The 17369-nt window shown below is 54.4% G+C and carries 9 protein-coding genes; all 9 read right to left on the bottom strand.

The window, feature by feature from the left end; translation table 11 throughout:
* Positions 1-72: 72 nt before the first annotated feature.
* Entirely contained in the window at positions 73-1065 is a 993-nt protein-coding gene (locus ACTJIK_RS14880; RefSeq protein WP_440647407.1) for a FecR family protein, read from the bottom strand.
* A gap of 80 nt (positions 1066-1145) precedes the next feature.
* Complete coding sequence (locus ACTJIK_RS14875) at positions 1146-1718, bottom strand: sigma-70 family RNA polymerase sigma factor (protein ID WP_440647405.1); 573 nt, start codon at positions 1716-1718, stop codon at positions 1146-1148.
* Positions 1719-1847: 129 nt separating this feature from the next.
* The gene (locus tag ACTJIK_RS14870) at positions 1848-5930 is read right to left on the bottom strand and encodes a carbohydrate-binding protein (RefSeq protein WP_440647403.1); all 4083 of its coding nucleotides are present in this window, start codon (positions 5928-5930) and stop codon (positions 1848-1850) included.
* A 203-nt stretch (positions 5931-6133) separates the two neighbouring features.
* Positions 6134-7576: a RagB/SusD family nutrient uptake outer membrane protein gene (locus ACTJIK_RS14865; protein ID WP_440647401.1), complete on the bottom strand. Its 1443-nt coding sequence runs from the start codon at positions 7574-7576 to the stop codon at positions 6134-6136.
* A 25-nt stretch (positions 7577-7601) separates the two neighbouring features.
* Positions 7602-10874: a TonB-dependent receptor gene (locus ACTJIK_RS14860; RefSeq protein ID WP_440647399.1), complete on the bottom strand. Its 3273-nt coding sequence runs from the start codon at positions 10872-10874 to the stop codon at positions 7602-7604.
* A gap of 246 nt (positions 10875-11120) precedes the next feature.
* A complete protein-coding gene (locus ACTJIK_RS14855) occupies positions 11121-12290 on the bottom strand; it encodes a FecR family protein (RefSeq protein WP_440647397.1) in 1170 nt (389 codons plus the stop codon).
* 131 nt (positions 12291-12421) lie between these two features.
* Positions 12422-13024 (bottom strand): RNA polymerase sigma factor, encoded by a 603-nt coding sequence (locus ACTJIK_RS14850; protein WP_440647395.1) that lies wholly within the window; start codon positions 13022-13024, stop codon positions 12422-12424.
* 203 nt (positions 13025-13227) lie between these two features.
* A complete protein-coding gene (locus tag ACTJIK_RS14845; RefSeq protein ID WP_440647394.1) occupies positions 13228-14016 on the bottom strand; it encodes a hypothetical protein in 789 nt (262 codons plus the stop codon).
* Between the two features lie 9 nt (positions 14017-14025).
* The gene (locus ACTJIK_RS14840; RefSeq protein ID WP_440647392.1) at positions 14026-17367 is read right to left on the bottom strand and encodes a TonB-dependent receptor domain-containing protein; all 3342 of its coding nucleotides are present in this window, start codon (positions 17365-17367) and stop codon (positions 14026-14028) included.
* Positions 17368-17369: the final 2 nt, after the last annotated feature.

Here is a 17369-nt window from a genome sequence, read left to right as displayed (position 1 = left end):
TTATTTTTTCTGTTTTGACAATAGTTTCCCCGCATGCCCGGAAGGGCATTTTATTGAGGGGTTAATTTTTTCTTATTGAATCCTGGTTACTTCTATCTTATTGTTGTCCACTTTTTTAAATGCCAGCCCATTGATATTCCCCAGCATTGAAAGCACCACGTCTAATGAATCAGATGGCAAAAGTTTGCCTGTTATCAGCATATTGTTAAAGCGTTCATCGCTGAATTTGAATTCCACATTATATTGCCTGCCGATGCTGGCCAATACTTTCCCCAGCGGCTCCTGGTTGAATTCGAGCGATATGGCCGCTGTATCTGTTGACTGGACGGGCAAGGGGATATTATTGACAGGTTCCCTGAAAGACTTTACGGTGAAGTGCCTGGAACGGTTGTCCATTACAAACTGTTCTCCCGGCTTAAGGTATACGTCCTTCATGCCGAATGTTCCCGCAGCGGAGCGGATCACCACTTTCCCTTCAAATAATCTTACGCTTACCTTATGCCGATGAAGCGTATTCATCATAAAACGGGTGCCCAGGACTGTCGTGCTGATATTTCCCGCGTACACCGTAAAAGGTCTTGCGGCATTCTTCGTTACTTCAAAGATGGCTTTCCCGGTAAGCCTGATATCGCGCCTGCCTGTATCAAATGAGGTATGATAGCTGATGGAGCTTCCCTGTGCCAGCTTCACGACGGAGCTGTCTGACAATACAAGGCGGCGAACGCTGTCGCTGTTGTTGGATTCAACGATCAGCAGGTCTTTCCTGGTTTCAGCCGCGGCGGCAACGGGAGGCGTTTTGCGCCCGGTGTTATTATAATGAAGCCAGGCGGCGCCGGCAATAAAGAGCACCATGGCCGCGGCTGCCCATTTTGCGGACATGATGAGAATACGCCTGGTGTTGTTGCGGCCGGATGTACTTTCCCGGTCAATGATGTTCTGGTGCAATTTCTCCAGCAGCAGCGCTGACCTTTCCGGGGGAAGAATAGAGTCGCCGGATTGAAGGAAGTCTTCAAATTCCTTTTTCAAACGGGCCTTCTCCCTTCGTTCGTTGCTGTTTAATGCCATGCTGTTCCTGGTTTCTGGTATAAATACCCTGAACCGTGAAAAAGGGGATGCCGTTTTGTGTTACGAAATTGTTATGTGCTTCAGCTGAGATAAAAAAAGAGCAAAGAAGCCCCGGCGGCAAGGCTTTCGGATTGGTGATGGGAGATATAATCTTTGATGAACCGGGTGGATTGTTTAAGGTAATCCTTTACGGAGGCGGCGGAGATGCCGAGAATGTGCGCTACTTCGTCATATGATTTGCCTTCGTAGCGGCAGAGCCTGAAAACTTCTTTTTTACGTTCGGGAAGATGGCTCACCGCTTCTTCCACGATAGACAGCCGGAAAGTATACAGCTCTTCATTGAGCGGCTCTTCCTGGCAGATCTCGGTGGTTTTGAGCGGCACCAGCTGCCTTTCCTTCTGCTTCAGGTATTTGAGGGATTTGTTGAAACTTGTCACGAACAACCAGCCGGCCACTTTGGCGGCATCCAGTTTCAGGCGGTTTTCCCAGAGGGCGAGAAAAACTTCCTGGAGTATATCTTCCGCGGCTTCGTGCTGCTTTACGATCTTCCATATGTTGGCATACACAGCCTGGTGGTATTGATGGTATAAGGCATCAAATTCACCCAGGTCCACCTGGTCTGGTAAGCGTCCGGCAAAATATGGCGTGTCCATTTCGCGGGCAAAACTACAAGGAACCGTGTTTAGAGTGATGTTATAAAATTGTAAAGCCTTTTTGAAGCAAATAAAAGGGCCGCCTCCAAACCGGGAGGCGGCCCTTTTGATTACACGGATGATTATCTGTTATTGTTTTACGATCCTTATCATTTCCGTATTCCCGGTTCCTTCCAGCCTGATCAGGTAGAAACCGCCTTTCAGGAAGCCGAGGTCTTTCACCAGCCTGGTTTCGCCCGGCCGTATCCCCCACTGCCTGATCACGCGGCCCTGTATGTCAAACAGGGTGGCGGTGCGGAAGCCTTCCGGCAGGTCGATGGTGACGTTGCCCAGAACAGGGTTGGGATAAGCCCTTACAGCCTGGGGACGTTTCTCTTCCGGCTGCGGCAAAGGAATTTTGGAAGCTACTGCGAGGAGCGGCGCGCTTTCAGCCGGTATAGCACTACAGTTATCGATGCTGAACCAGTTGTATTTGAACGTGCCTGCTTTTACGCTGACGGTGATATTAGCCGATGCGGGCAGTGTCACGGTGTCTCTCACCGTTTGCCAGGTGCCGCCGGTATTGGGCACGTCTATCAGCCCGAATGTAACACCCGAGTAACCAATGCCTATCTGCCCGGCCGCTGTGGAGTTGACCCTCACGCTGACGGTGTAAACGCCCGCTGCGGGCACATTCAGATTATCGTAGGAGAACCAGTGGCCCACGGCCAGGCCGGCGAAATTCTGTCCGCCGCCCACGTCCGTGCAGGGTTGCAGGTAAGGGCCCGCGTGCCGCGTTGAGAAGCTTTCGGCTTCGCGTTTGTTATTGATGGTACAGGTGGAAGTCACCACGTTTACCAGTGCTGAAACGCTGAGGCCGCGCAGCGCCGCGGTTACCGTGTAGCTGCCGGTGGTTGCGCCGGCATTGAACATACCTGTGGGGCTGATAGTATTATTGGCCCCTGTAGTGGTCCATTGCGTGGCAGGCAGCATCACCGGGGTGTTGCTTGAATCGTAGGCCATCAAGATAAACGGCTGCGCGTTACCGCTGGTAACATCCACCGTATCAGGGCTCATGTCCAGCCGCACTATTTCCGGCGCGCAGTTCTCGATCCTGAACCAGTTGAACTTCGGACTGCCGGAACCCACGGTGATGTTCATGGTCGTGAGGGCGGGCAGGTGAACGGTATCTGAAATGGTCACCCATTTACCGCTGGTGTTGGGTATTTTGATGGAAGCGTACGTCTGGCTGTTATGCACCAGCCTCATTTCCGCGGGATAGGTGGTGGATACCCTGATACGGAAAGTATACTTGCTTTGAGAAGGCACGTTGAGATTGCTGTAAGTGAAGCGGTGGCCGCTTGCCAGGTTGGTATAGTTCTGGCCGCCGCCTACGTCTGTGCAGGCCTGCAGGCTGGATCCGCCGGCTACGGACGAAGCGGATTCCGCCTCGTAATGATCGTTCACCGTGCAGGTGTAGGCCGTGGTGGCATACACGGTATCTTTCGCTGCGCCGCTGGCGAAGGTGACCATAAAGGTACCGATGGAATCGCCCGCGGTGAATACGCCGGCAGCGCTAACGCGGTTGCGCGCCCCGGTAACCGCCCATGCGCTTTGCGCCGGTATCGGCATAATGCTGTCGAACTGGTCGTACCCGGTGATGGAAAACGACTGGGAGGCATCTACCGGCACCGTTGCGCTGCGCGGAGAAATGGCCACCCGCGTCAGTACGGGCACAGGCACTACTTTCACCATGGCAGTGCCGGTCACGCCTTCGTCCCTTGCTTTTACCATAAACCAGCCGGTAGAATCGCCGGCTGTGAACAGGCCCTGCTGGTCGATCGCATTCACCGTGTCGCCATTGCGCAATTTCCACTCAGGGGTGAATGATACGATATCGCCGCGCTGGTCGAAAGCCTTGGCGCTGTATTGCTGGGTCTCGCCGTTTTTAAGCGTCACGGAATCGGGCGTTACCGCCACGCTGGAAACCACCACGCTGTCCGCATCCACGATCCGCAGCCAGTTGTAGTTCCAGCCGGATGCATTGGATACGATGCGGATGGTTTGTTTGCCCTCCCTGAACCTGATCTTGGGCGAGGATACGGTGATCCACTTCTGCCAGCCTCCGCTTGCCGGCATCTTCACGGTAGCCAGCAAAACGGTGTCCAGGTAAATGTTGGCGCTGGTGGCCGTGCTCACCGCTGCCCTGAGCTGTAACCGGTACTTGTTGGTATCGGGCACATCGATGTCGTACTCAAACCAGGTGCCTTTGCCGATATAGCTTACGTTCACCGTACCGCTGGTGTCCTGCGTAGGCTCGGTGCAGCAGGAGTTGGAGTTATCGAATGCTTCCGCTTCGATCCTTGCGGGAATAAGCTTGTAGTTGGGCGTGCGCACATTGACGTATGCCGAGCCGCTGACCGATATGGTATCCTGCACGGCGGTGGCTGTAATAATGCCGGAAGTATCCAGGGTAGCGAGTCCGCCGCTGGTGATGGTATTACCTGCGCCGGTAATGCTCCACTGGGGCGACAGGTTCATCACATGCCCGTTCTGATCGAGCACCTTGGCCGTGTACTGCAGCGTTTTGCCTTCCAGCACCAGCTGGTTGGCGGGCGTTACGATCACGGTATCGGGATAGGGCGTGCCCAGGCCTTTCTGGTATACGCGCACATAATCTACGTTCATGCTGTCCGGCCAGTCGGCCTGTACGATGGTACCGCCCATACCTCCGCCGATGGCGAGGTTGAGAATGATGTGGAATTTCTGGTCGAAAGGCCAGTCTTTCCAGTCGGTATGCGGGTTCCTGTAGGTGTAAATATGCAGGCTGTCGAACGTGAACACCAGCGAGTCCGGCGACCATTCCAGCGAATACGTATGGTAATTGGTATGCGCATCGGGGAACATGCGGTAGCCGGAAAGGTGGCCGTTGTTCTGCCAGTTGTTGTTTTCGGTATGCACGGTGGACATTACCCTGCCGAGCTGGTTCCCGATATGTTCCAGGATATCTATCTCGCCGCTTTTCGGCCATCCGCCGTATACGCTGCTGGTAGGCATCATCCAGATGGCGGGCCAGGAGCCTCTCGCTTTGGGCAGCTTGGCCCTCACTTCCACCTTGCCGTACAGGAAATCCATTTTGTTCTGCGATATCACGCGGGCGGACGACCATGGATCTGTGGTCCCTCCGTTCGGGAAATCCCTCTTGCCGGTGATCACCAGGTCGCCGTTGCGCACGCGCGCATTGTCGTGCGTGGTATCGGTATACACCTGCTGCTCCCCGTTGATCCAGGCTTTTGGTTTGGGGTCTACCGTCCATTTGCTGCGGTCGGGCAGGCCGTCGATGTTGAATTCGTCGTTGTAGATCATCGTCCAGTTGGGGTTGCCGTCAAAAATGGCATTGCCTTTTACGGCGTAGGATGTAACGTTGGCGCCATCCACCTCTTGCCCTGCTACCGTCAGTTTGAGCACAGTGCGGGAATAGTTGGCGGGGGAATTACCGGCAAGCACGATGTTCGCGATCGTATCGTTCATGCGCTGAATGTTGCCGATACTTACGCCCGGCGGCAGGTTTTCCGCATTCCAGTTCGATTGGAGGAGCGTGTCATTAAAAACGGCGCCGTTCACTTCCACCGGTATCACCGCTCCGTGTTCCTGCCCCATCGGGATGCTGGTGTTGCGGAAAGTAAGGTTGATGGGATTGGGCGCCTGCACCAGGTCGAAATACAGGATACCGTTGGCTTTCCGGCCGTCGATGAACTGCACGGCAATGCGGTTGAAATCGGTCCTGTTCGCCACGCTGGAGAAGTTAAAGGTGGCTTCTTCCCACTGGTTGAGGTTCTTGATCTTGTAGGTAAAGAACACGGCTTTCGTGTAGTCGTTACCGGGTTGGAGCTTAAACATCACTTCTTCGCGCACGTTGCTGTACACCAGCATTTTGAACACCCCGCCGCCGCTGAGGTCGAAGGTGGTGGTGAGGCCGCAGCTGGCGCTCATGTACTCGAAGCAGGTCGTGTCTTTCGTGAATTTCGCTACATGCGAGCTGGGGTTAATGGATGAAGGGGCCGGGTTGGGCACGTTGAACAATACGTTGCCTGTGGCATTGGCCCCGGCGTAATAGGTCCATCTGCCGGAAAGCGGGCCGTGGCCTTCAAAATCGTCCAGCAGCAGGAACTGGGCCTGCAGCATATTGCAGCAGAGCAGGCCGCCCAGGATGAGCAGTAAAAGTTTTTTCATAACGGGTGTTTTTCATCAGTGGATAATTAGTGTTCTGATAGTCTTGCGCAACCTCGCATGCAGCTCTCCCGCCGGCGGCAGGGCTTTCATGCCTGGTTTCATGTGGAATTATTTACTCTTGGAAGTCTTATGTAGCCCCGCATGAAACGTCTTTCACGCGGGGCTGCATAAGAAAAAGTTTGTATCGCGAAAATGTGGAATGATCAAAGGTTCGGGTTCATCTGCGCATCCGCGCCAGGGATGGGCAGCCAGTATTTTGCTTTCGTGATCGGGCCGGGCGTAAGGTCGCCGGGATCTTTGGAAGCATTGGCCGCTTCCACTTGCTCAAGGCGCACGAGGTCGAACCAGCGGCTCCATTCACCGGCGAATTCCCAGGCCCTTTCATTCACCACGGCCGCTGCGAACGCGGCGCCGTTCAATCCGGGCGTAAGCTCTCCCAGCCCTGCGCGGAGGCGCACAGCGTTCACGGCGGCATATGCTTCAGGCGAAGGAGCGGCGCCAGACCTGGCCTGCGCTTCGGCATAGATCAGCAACACATGCGCATAACGGATCATCACCACAGGGTTGTTAGACATGTAGGTGTCTTTCTGCCCGCTCTGGATGGTGAACTTTTTGTAATAAGGGTGTTTTGTTGTAACCTCCTGCCAGGGGATCGTAACGCCGCCCACTACGAAAGAGGTGGAGAAAGTAGCGTCTTTCCTGCTGCCCGCAGGGAAGTTGTTGAAGAAGTTCAGCTCGGGGAAGAAGTCGGACCAGCCGCCTTCATTTTCGGGCATGGTGGAGAGGCCGTAAAAGGAATTGTAAGTAGACCACTGCCCGCGGGTGAACAGGGTGAACACATCCTCCGAGGTACCGCCCGCAAATATTTTCAGGAAGCCGTCCTGGTACAGGTCGAATTTATACACGCCTTTGTTGTCGATCACTTCTTTCGCTTTCGCGGCGGCCAGCGCGTATTTGCCCTGGTCTTTCAGCGGCCATCCGGCTTCAGTGAGATACACATCTGCCAGCAATGCTTTAACGGAACCTTTGTTCGGCCTTCCCGGATCGCGTTTGTTATTGGGCACCCATTCCTCCGCCTTCAGCAGGTCCGCCTCGATCTGTTTGTAGATATCGGCCGGCTGGCTTTTCTGCATGCTCAGCTGGTCGGAGGTATATTTTTCGGTGAGTATCAGCGGCACGGCGCCCCAGTAGCGGGTAAGCCAGTAATAACAAAGTCCGCGCAGGAAATACGCCTCGCCCACGATGGCGCGTACCGTTGCTTCGTTGCCATCTTTCACCGCCGTATAATTGTTGATGATGTTGTTGGTGGATTGTATCACCTTGTAACAACCGCGCCAGATAGGCGTCATGCGGCTGTTGAGGGAAGATACGTTGAAGCGGTCGAACTCCCTGAACTCTTCCTTGTTGGAACCGGGATGCGTGGTAAGATCGTCCGCCCCCATGCTCATGGCTATTTGCGAAACGGTCGTGAAGCCACTTTCCCAGGGAACCATCAGGCTGCCGTAAGCACCAGTGAGCGCGGCTTCCAGGCCGGCCTGGCTGCTCAGGCCCTCGCTGCCTATTACCAGCCCGCGTGGATTTTCTTCGAGGGCTTTGCTGCAGCCCGCCAATATGATGATAAGTGCGAAGGAATATATCTTTTTCATGAATTGCTGTTTTTGGATCAAACCTTTAAAAATTCAATGTAAACCCGCCCGTGATCGTTTTTGCGTTCGGGTACGAGCCATAGTCTATCCCCTGCCTGAAATCGCCGGACGAAGAGCTGGCTTCGGGATCGATGCCGGAGTAATCGGTAAAGGTGAGCATATTGGTAGCGCTCACAAACACCTTCAGTCCCACATGCTTCAATACCGGTTTGGGTAAGGTGTAGGAAAGACTGATGTTTTTCAGGCGCAGGAAATCTGCTTTTTCGAGGAAGCGGGTAGACTGCGTGAAGTTTTTATTGGTGGAGCTGAAAGCCGGTATGTTGGAGGTTTCGCTCTTACCGGGGATGTACCGGTCCAGGATATCGCGGAGCGTGGCCTGCCTGGCGTCGCCGCCGAGATACATGGCCGCGGCATTGTTGTAGTTGAGCTTGTCGAACCCGAACATGCCCTGGAAAAAAACATTGAGGGAAAAAGACCGGTAATTGACGGTGTTGTTCCAGCCCAGCGTTGTTCTGGGAATGCCCGTGCCGATCACGGCATAATCGCCCGCATCGATCACCCCGTCTTCCTTCAGATCCTTATATCTCGCATCGCCGGGTTTGGCGCCGAACCTGGCAGCCTCGGTTTCTTCACCCGGCTTCCAGGTGCCCTGGTATTGCAGGCCCCAGATAGCGCCCAGCGGCTGGCCCGCCATTACCACGAACTCGGATTGCGGCGACATGCCGCCACCAATGCGGCGGTTATTGGGGTCGAAGATGATGGACTTCGAACCGGTGGACTGCACGTTATTTTTTACGAAAGAAATATTCACGCCCGTGTTCCAGGTAACAGAGCCACGGTCTATCACATCGCCTTCCACCGCAAATTCCCAGCCCTTGTTCTGCACCGACCCTATGTTGCGGGTGATCACGTTGCCGCCCAGGTAAATAGGCAGGTTCTCATTCAGCAGCAGGTCGCGGGTATTTTTCACGAAATAGTCGGCACTGATGCTGATGCGGTCGTTTAGCAGCGAAGCATCTATCCCGATGTTCTGATGTTCGGTGGATTCCCACTTCAGGTCAGGATTGCCGATCACGCCCAGGATGATGCCGTTCTGGAAAGTAGAGTTCGTGAAGGATGCGTTCCTGTTGGAATAGGCGGAGAACGTGCTGTACGGGCCAACGCCGTCGTTGCCGGTATAGCCCCAGCTGGCGCGCAGCTTCAGGTTGCTGAACAGCTCCTGGTCTTTCATGAACGGCTCCTGGCTGATGATCCAGCCCGCTGAGAAAGAAGGGAAATAAGCGAATTTATTGCCGCCTAAGAATTTGGAGGAACCGTCGCGGCGAACTGCCGCCGATAACAGGTAACGGTCTTTATAGCCATAGTTCACACGGCCCACCAGGGAGAAAATGGCTCCTTTGGAATAGCCCGAGCCCGGACTGCCGGCCGTGCCCTGCGTGAGGTTATTCCAGTGGAAAGATTCATACACCAGGTTAGACGCGCCGGCAGACATGTAGCTGTACACGGTCTGCTGGTATTCCACTACTCCCGTTGCATCAATGCTGTGACCATTGAATGTTCTCCGGTAGTTAATAATATTGGTGTTCTGCAGCTTCGTTTCCTTGTTGGTACGGAGGGCCGCTGTAGCCGTGCCGGAGTTGATCACTTTGCCGGCGAAAGATTTATCCTGGTACTCGAGATAGTTCGCGCCGTACTGGATGCTGAGCGACAAGCCCGGCACCGCCACATCGTCGAACTTGAACCCGCCGATGGCGTTGGCCAGCATGCGTTCGCGCACAGACAGCTGCTCGGTGGTGAGCGCTACCGGGTTGAAGAACACGGAGCCTACAGGGTCGGTTGCGGTATAGGTACCGTCCGCCTTGCGCACGGGCACGGTCGGCGACCAGGTCGCGGCCTGTGCGAGCGGGCTGTGGGGGCCGTCTGCCGGGATATCCACATTTTGCGCCAGGCTATAGGAGCCGGTGATATTGAGGAAAGTGGAAATTTTATTCGTAAGCCTTGAATTGATATTGGAGCGGAGCGTGTAACGTTTGTAGTTGGAATTATTGATCACGCCGTCCTGGTCCAGGTAGTTACCGGAAATGAAGTAGCCGCTTTTATCATTGCCGCCGGAGAGGCTCAGCATGTATTCCTGGCCGAGGGCAGTGCGGAATATCTCATCCTGCCAGTCTGTGCCCCCGTTTTGGCGGTAGCCGTCTATCTGCTCATCCGTAAAAGGTTTGGCGGTGCCCAGCGCGGTGGCGCGTTCGTTTACAGTGGTGGCAAATTCCTCAGCGTTGAGCAGGTCCATTTTTTTGATGACCTGGGAGCTGGAGAGGCGGGTGGTGAAATTCACTTTCATGCCGCCTTTACTGCCTTTCCTGGTGGTAACGAGAATAACGCCGTTGGAGCCCCTGCTGCCGTAGATCGCGGTAGCCGCCGCATCTTTCAGCACCTGGATGGATTCGATATCGTCCGGGTTGATGGAAAAAAATTCCGCGCCCACGAAACCGTCCACCACATAGATGGGACCGTTATCGCCGTTGATGGAGTTGGCGCCCCTGATACGGATGCGCACCGCGCCACCGGGCGAGCCGGCGGAATTCGTTACCTGTACGCCGGTTACGCGGCCCTGCAACACCTGGTCCAGGCGGTTCACGGGTTGGGCTTCAAAGTCCTTGGCCGAAAGCGAAGAAATGGAGCTGGTCAGCGAACCTCTTTTTTGTTCGCCATAACCTACCACCACCAGCTCTGCTATTTTTGAGGCCGATACGTTGAGGGTGATATTCAGTTCCGCGTTGCCGCCTACCGGCACCTCCCTGCGGTCGTAACCGATGGAAGACACGATGAGCACGGCGTCCGGGCCCGGTACTTCAATGCTGTATTCCCCGTTGGCGTTACTGGTTACCCCGCGGGAAGTCCCTTTCACCTGTACGGTAACGCCCGGCAGAGGCTCCCCTTTATCGTCCGTTACCTTTCCCTTTACCACCACATCGGCGGCAACGGCGGCGTCGCTTACCGGGGCGGGCTTGCGTTTCACCACGATGGTCTTGTTCTCTATCGTATAGTGCAGCGGCTGGTTTTCAAAACACTGGTCGAGCGCTTCTTTCAGCGGCACGTTTTTCAGCTCCAGGCTGAAAGCGCGGGCGTGGAACAGCTGCTCGTCCGTATACAGGAAGGTATACCCCGTTTGTTTCCTGATCTCCTTAAAGACCTTTTCCAGGGAAGTGCTGCGGGCAGAGATGGACACGGTCTGTGCAAACCCTGCTGCATGTACCTCCAGTAAGGCGGTGGTCATCAATAGCACTATCAATTTCATGATCAGTAACGTTTTTGCTGATAATCGCGGAATCCTCAGCCGCCGGGCATACCGGGGCCTGCTTTGGGAAAAAAGCATACATTTGTACGGTTATGGGTAATTAAATAATAATTGCGAAACGATTGTTGGTTGATGCACCCAAACCCCGCCGGGAGCGGTACGAACGCTTCCGGCATTTATTTGGGCCATCGTGGTATCATAGTTCAGGGACTCATAACGTTGTAATTTGGTTGACCGCTGCGTTTTTTACGGTGATACAATAATTTGCCTGTCTCCTATCTCGAAATGAACTTCTCCTGTCAGTTCCAGCATTTTTAATACCTGCGATACGGGCACATTCCTTGGCACAATGCCCCTGAAGTGCGCGGGCACATTGCCTTTGTATACTACCTCCACATCGTACCAGCGCGCAATCTGGCGCATGGCGGAGCGGATGTCGTTGCCTTCGAACTGGATGAAACCGTTCTTCCAGGCCACCGCTTCTTCGGTGTTCACCTCGGGCAGCAGTTCGAGCGTGCCGCTCTGGCGGTGAAGACTGGCGCCCTGACCGGGTTTCAGCTTCCTGGCGAGACCGGCCTTCTTTACTTCCACCACGCCTTCCAGCAGGGTGGTCTTCACAGCCGGCTCATCGTTGTACGCCATAATATTGAAATGTGTGCCGAGCACTTTTACTTCCATCTCATCCACTTTCACGACAAAAGACCGGCCTGCCTGTTTTGCCACTTCAAAATAAGCTTCCCCTTCCAGCTCCACTACCCTGCCGCCGCCGTTAAAAACAGCGGGGTAACGCAAGCTGCTGGAAGCATTCAGCCATACGCGGCTGCCGTCCGGCAATGTAATGGTGTATTGCCCGCCACGGGGAGTGGCGATCTTGTTAAAGACCGGCTGGCCGCCGTTCTGCGGCGCATCGTATTGTAATTCCCCGTTGCCGGTTTTGATCACCTTGGCGCTGCCCTGTTGGGCCAGTACGCCATTGCCCGCGCTGTCCAACGATATTTCGGTGCCGTCACTCAGCGTGAGCACGGCCCTGTTGCCGCCGGGGGCGATGTCTTTTTGCGGTTGCGCCGCCGCTACAGGCCCCTGCACGGGGGCCGGCCTGCGCAGCAGCCAGAAAGTTGCGGAGGATGCGACGATCAGCACCACGGCCGCTGCCCAGGCACGGATGCGCCAGGGTATTACTTTTGCCGGCTGGGGGCGGTCTGCCTCCAGGATATTGTCTGCCAGCCTGTTCCAGTGTGCTTTATCGTATGCCTGGCCGGGCGCTGCGTCGTTGCGCAGCAGCGCTTCTATCTCCAGCGAGCGCTCCCCGGAGGGATCGTGCTGCACGAGATCGGCGAGTTCCTGTAATTCTTCCGCTGTGGCCGTGGCGTCCGCAGCTTTTTTAAGAAGTACGGCTATACGTTCTTGGGTAGTCAATTTTGGTATCGTTTTTCAGTTTATGTGGCGCTTTCATAAGAACAGACGCGCCACCGGATATTTAGGACCCATTGAAAGGAAAAAAAATTTAAGGTAAGTGAAATGAGCCATGATAGCGGCCGGGCGTAACATTAAAATATCAACGCAGCCGGCAGGAACCATAACAACGCCAGCGGCAGCCAGTACCCGCCCGCCTCCATATGCCGCCGGATGGCCTGCAGGGAGCGCACGAGGGAATTTTTTACGGTATTGGGAGACAGACCGAGCTGTGCGGCTATTTCAGGGATGCGGAGGCCGTTTTCGCGGCTGAGCTTGTAGATCTTCTTTGCCTGCGCGGGCAGCTGCTGCACCGCCTCTCCCACCAGCCTCAGCATGGCTGCATAGGCCACCGCTTCCTCCGTGGTGCTCCGCATTTCGTCTTCACCGTATGCCATGGCGTCCAGGGCTTTGTAGTGCACGTTCCGGCGGCGCAGCCAGGTGAACGACTGGTAAAAGAGGATACGCAGCAGCCAGGAACGCGGATTTTCGATAGCCGGCAGCTTGTCGCGGCTGAGCCATACCCTTAAGAACGTTTCCTGGATGATATCTTCCGTTACGGACGCCGTTTTGGTGAGGTGCATCACCAGCGGCTGCAACTGTGGCACATAGGCATGGAACAGCTCGCGGAAAGCGGCTTCGTCGCCTTCGGCAATTAACTGAAATAACCTTTTGTCTGTGTGTGAACGGTCGTACATGCCTGAAACGTGGGATGCGGTATGCTGGTTGAATTATCGCCAATGTAATAAAATTATTGAAAAGGCATCCCCCGCCGTGTAAATAATCCCGCAAATGTATGGGCTGATGGAGCGGGTGAGGCAACATGAGTACGGCATAAAAACTAAAAAGGCTTTAAGCCGAAACTTAAAGCCTTTGAGGACAGCTCGCTGCCGGCAGCCCCTTAATTCAGGAACAGGTGGACGAATTGGCCTGCCCATTGGGTTTCCAGGAGATAAATATCGTTGTCCGTCAGGTAACTGGTATAGATCCGGGCGGGATTGATAAAAGTTCCATTCTCCGCCAGGTATCCCTCCGCAGCAAAGATGATATGTACCGGGAAGCCGTCTTTCAGGATGGGTTGATTGTTGGAATCCAGGAACGTGACACGAAAACCGCCAAAGGTGCCATAGTCCGGTATCTCCGGTGCGGCCAGCGTCGCATAACTTTCCGTGGAAACGGTAACATTGAAAATGGTATCCGGCTTGTCGCTGTAAATATCACCTCCCGAGTCCCAGTCATACCCGATGGCCTGACGGAATTCCAGGTTCACCGGCTGGCCTTCAGGCAACAGGCTGGTGAAGTTCATGACCTTCAGCTTTATACTGTCCTTGCCGGGCTGCGGCTCGCCGCCCTGGTTGCTTCTCAGCAGGCTCGCCATCTGCGCGGACGGTAGTAACAGGTATAGCGTATCCTTTTTCTGTATGTCAAATTCCTGTTCAAACAACGTATCCCCGGTTTCTTTATTCACAAGGGCCAATGTGTTTTTGCCGCTGAGTACCTTGAAGCTGGAAGTATTCCTGGCAAACGCCGGCTGGCCGTTGCTCAGAAGCTCCAATTGGTTGAAATCGTAGTTCCGGATGTGGAGATCGGCAATGTCCGGCACAGCCTCCACAGCGGTTTCGCCCTTCTGGCAGCCGGTGGCTGCAAACATCGTCAAAGAAACAAACAGTGCTAAATATCTTTTTTTCATACCTCAGGATTAAAAATTATAAGTGAGAGACATGCTGAAACGCCTGCCGCTGCGGGAGCGGAATTTGATCACGTCGCCGTCCTGTTTGTTGTAGTCGTCATTCCCCCGCACCCGCAGCCATTTGCTGCCGTCCGCGGGATCCTGCTCATAGGCTCTTGTATTGGTGTAGTAAATGTTCCATTCATTCAGCAGGTTCGCGGCATTCAATTTCAGCTCGGCCGCTTTTTTGAAGAAACGCAGGTATAGCTGGAAGTCCAGCCCACGCGGCGCAATTTCATATTCTACGGCGTTGGGAACGTCTGCCGGAATATTGGTCCGGTACCCCCGCTGGCTGTAGGAGGCCGTAGCGCCAAAGCTTTCGCCCCAATAGGCCAGGCCCGCGTTCAGTATCCAGGGAGACTGCCCCAGCAAAGGACGGCTTTGCCCCGGCAGCCGCTTGGAAATAGTCACCTCTTCCCCATCCACCATTTCTACTATGGGGAAAGACATCACTTCCACTTTCGATTTGACCAGGGTGCCGTTTCCGAATATGAACAGGTCCTGAAGCCACTTTTTCCCCGGCAGGAATCCAAAGGACTTCCTGATCTCAAGCTCCAGCCCCTGGTTTACGGCTGAATGCTGGTTCTGAAATGCATACTGGCCGGACAGCTGGCTGTTGGCTACCAGCTCCGTAGGCTTGTCCATATACTTGTAAAAAGCGGAAACAGAGATGATCTCACCCGGGCCGGGGTACCATTCATACCGCAGATCTATATTGTCCACCAGTGTAGACACCAGTTGCCGTCCGGAAATATTAGCATCCAGCTCGGGATCATAGAACCCGAAATAAGAAGTCTCCCTGAAATCAGGACGTATAGCCGTGCGTGAATAGGAAGCCCTGATATTCATTTGTGGCGTAAGGCTGTAAATAAGATTGACGGAAGGCAGCAGGCGCCAGTCTTTTTCGCCCGTGGTAGAAAACAATTTGAGATAACCCGGGATCGAGCCGAACCTTCTTTTTATATAATCCTCCTGCCGGTTGGACAAGTTGTAATATTCCGCCCGCAGACCATATACCAGGCGCAGCTTGTCCCGGAGCTTCTGGTCTGCCATGGCATAAAAAGCGTGGTTGGACATAGCGCCGTCGAAAATCGGGCCATTGATATTTTCCGCCCAGTAAAAGGCCTGCCCTTCACCAGCGCCGATGCGGTCTTCGGAAAGGATCACATCATAGGGTGTTTCAATCAATGTTTTGCCGGCAGTCATGGGCAGCATCCGGAATACGCTTGCCTTCCTGTGTTTATGCCAGCCCATATATCCTGCTTTCACCTGGGTACTGAACACGCCGCTCTTGCCAAAGCTGCGGGTGAGCGACGTGGCCCAGTTATAATCCGTTTCATCCACGTTGGTCCACATCCGTGAATCGCTCCTCACGTTATTGGAAACACCGGCGGAACTTGCCAGATACAGGTTGGGCGTGTGGAAATAATGCTTGCCGTCCAGCAATGCCGTTGCCCTGTGCTGCAATTTCCGCTCGTCTACGATCTGCTGTTCGATGAAGTTGACGGAAGCTGAAGCATCCAGTTGATATTTCGGCGCTACCTGGTAGCTGACCTCCAGCTTGTGCTGCCGGAGCGACATGGACTCGGGCAATTGGTATTGCTGCCTGATCATGGGTAAGGATGTGGAAAGATCGCCATAGACCAGGCGCTCGGACTCGTTATAGAAATCGTTGTAAACGCGGGTATACATATTTTTCAGGCCCAGCCGCAGGCGGTCGTTCTGAAAACCAATGTTGGCAATGGCGCCTGAAGTGCTGTTGAAGCGGTAAGACCTGCCAGGTCCGTTAGCGGCATACCCGGTACTGTCCATAAAATTCTTTGAGTCTTCCGCGCCGCGTACGTTGTTAAAGTCTACAATATTCTGCTCATTCCTCAGGTGCAAGCCAGCAACAAAACCGATGCGGGCATTCCGCTTCAGATCATATACACGCCCTAAGGAAATACGGTATTGCTGATTGGGCCTTCCCTTGTATCGCTGCAGTTTCAGTGCGTCAGCGCTGATGCGTTTGCTCTGTGCTACAGCATCCAGGCTGCTATAGGGCGCACTTCCCTCTTCCGGGATCAGGGGAAGATCGTCCGTCTGTCCAGGGATTCCGGGAGGGGGCACATTCACGTTGTTATGCCAGTACCACGCTTTCATGTTATCCGGCAGCTTGTTGCCCGGGTTATCGAAACCAAGGTACTGGCCCGTGCCGAGCTTGCCGAGGCGGTAAAAATCCTTGCCGGTGGTTTGCGAGTTCCAGCCGGTGCCGATGGTAATAGTAGTGAAGCTTTCGGAAGGGATGTCCAGCGTATTGACGGATACCTGCCCGCCGGAAAATTCCGAGGACATGTCGGGCGTGGCGGTTTTGTTCACCACTACATTGCTGACCATCTCGGTAGGAATGATATCGAACGAAAAGTTCCTTTTGTTCATACTTGTGCTGGGGATGACGATGCCGTCCAGCATCGCCTGGTTGTAACGTTCGCTCAACCCGCGTACGATCACATATTTGTTGTCTACCGTAGTGACGCCGCTGATGCGCTTGAGCGCCTGGCCCATATTGTTGTCTGGTGTACGGGCGATCTGTTCCGCCGAGATGCCGTCCGTAACGGTACCGGCGTTTTTCTGGCGGCTGTAAAGCGCATTCACCCCTTCCCTGCGGGCCGAAGACCTTACCACTACCGTGGCCAGGTTACCTTTTTTTTGCTTCAGCGTTGCGTTGAGCGTAAACACCTGGTTGCTCCTGATCTCCACCCCGCCGATCTCTTTCGGGCCATAGCCTATGGAACTGAGCACAGCCGTATATCTGCCTGCCGGAAGCCTGATGCTGAACTGCCCGTTTTCATTGGTGGTGGTGCCGGTTGCGCCAATGCGGACCGTTGCCCCGATAATGGGCTGGCCATTCTCTTCGTCTATAATTTTCCCCCTTAAGCTACCGGATTCTTTCTCCTGCACGGGCGCCTGCGTATCGGCCTGGCCCTGCCTTACATAAATATTTCCGTCTGAAACGGAGAACAGCAGGCCGTGCTTTTGCTGCAACAACTCAAGTACCTTGCCCAGCGGCTGTTCTTTTACAGTAAAATGCCTGATATTGACACGGTCCAGTATTTCCGGCGCAAACAGGAAAGCATGACTGCTTTGCCGGTCTGCTTCTTCAATGATGCGCTTCGCAGTGGTTTCGCGGAGATCAAGGGTTATCTTCTCCGTTAAGCTGTTCAATTGCCCCCGCGCCGGCAAAAAAAAGAAGGCGGCCAGCGATAAGGCATGCAGCGCTTTGCGCAGCCTCAGTTGGCACTTTGCCCGGAAAATGCTAAAATTGTGGTTCATAA

This window comes from Chitinophaga sp. 22620 (assembly GCF_052044405.1).
GTDB lineage: Bacteria > Bacteroidota > Bacteroidia > Chitinophagales > Chitinophagaceae > Chitinophaga.
Note: the sequence above shows the minus strand (reverse complement) of the source record. Positions and strands in the feature narration are given on the sequence as shown.

Coding starts and splice junctions, on each gene's coding strand:
- ACTJIK_RS14845 (WP_440647394.1), bottom strand. CDS start 14,016: ATGAAAAAAAGATATTTAGCACTGTTTGTTTCTTTGACGATGTTTGCA.
- ACTJIK_RS14860 (WP_440647399.1), bottom strand. CDS start 10,874: ATGAAATTGATAGTGCTATTGATGACCACCGCCTTACTGGAGGTACAT.
- ACTJIK_RS14870 (WP_440647403.1), bottom strand. CDS start 5,930: ATGAAAAAACTTTTACTGCTCATCCTGGGCGGCCTGCTCTGCTGCAAT.
- ACTJIK_RS14850 (WP_440647395.1), bottom strand. CDS start 13,024: ATGTACGACCGTTCACACACAGACAAAAGGTTATTTCAGTTAATTGCC.
- ACTJIK_RS14880 (WP_440647407.1), bottom strand. CDS start 1,065: ATGGCATTAAACAGCAACGAACGAAGGGAGAAGGCCCGTTTGAAAAAG.
- ACTJIK_RS14840 (WP_440647392.1), bottom strand. CDS start 17,367: ATGAACCACAATTTTAGCATTTTCCGGGCAAAGTGCCAACTGAGGCTG.
- ACTJIK_RS14865 (WP_440647401.1), bottom strand. CDS start 7,576: ATGAAAAAGATATATTCCTTCGCACTTATCATCATATTGGCGGGCTGC.
- ACTJIK_RS14875 (WP_440647405.1), bottom strand. CDS start 1,718: ATGGACACGCCATATTTTGCCGGACGCTTACCAGACCAGGTGGACCTG.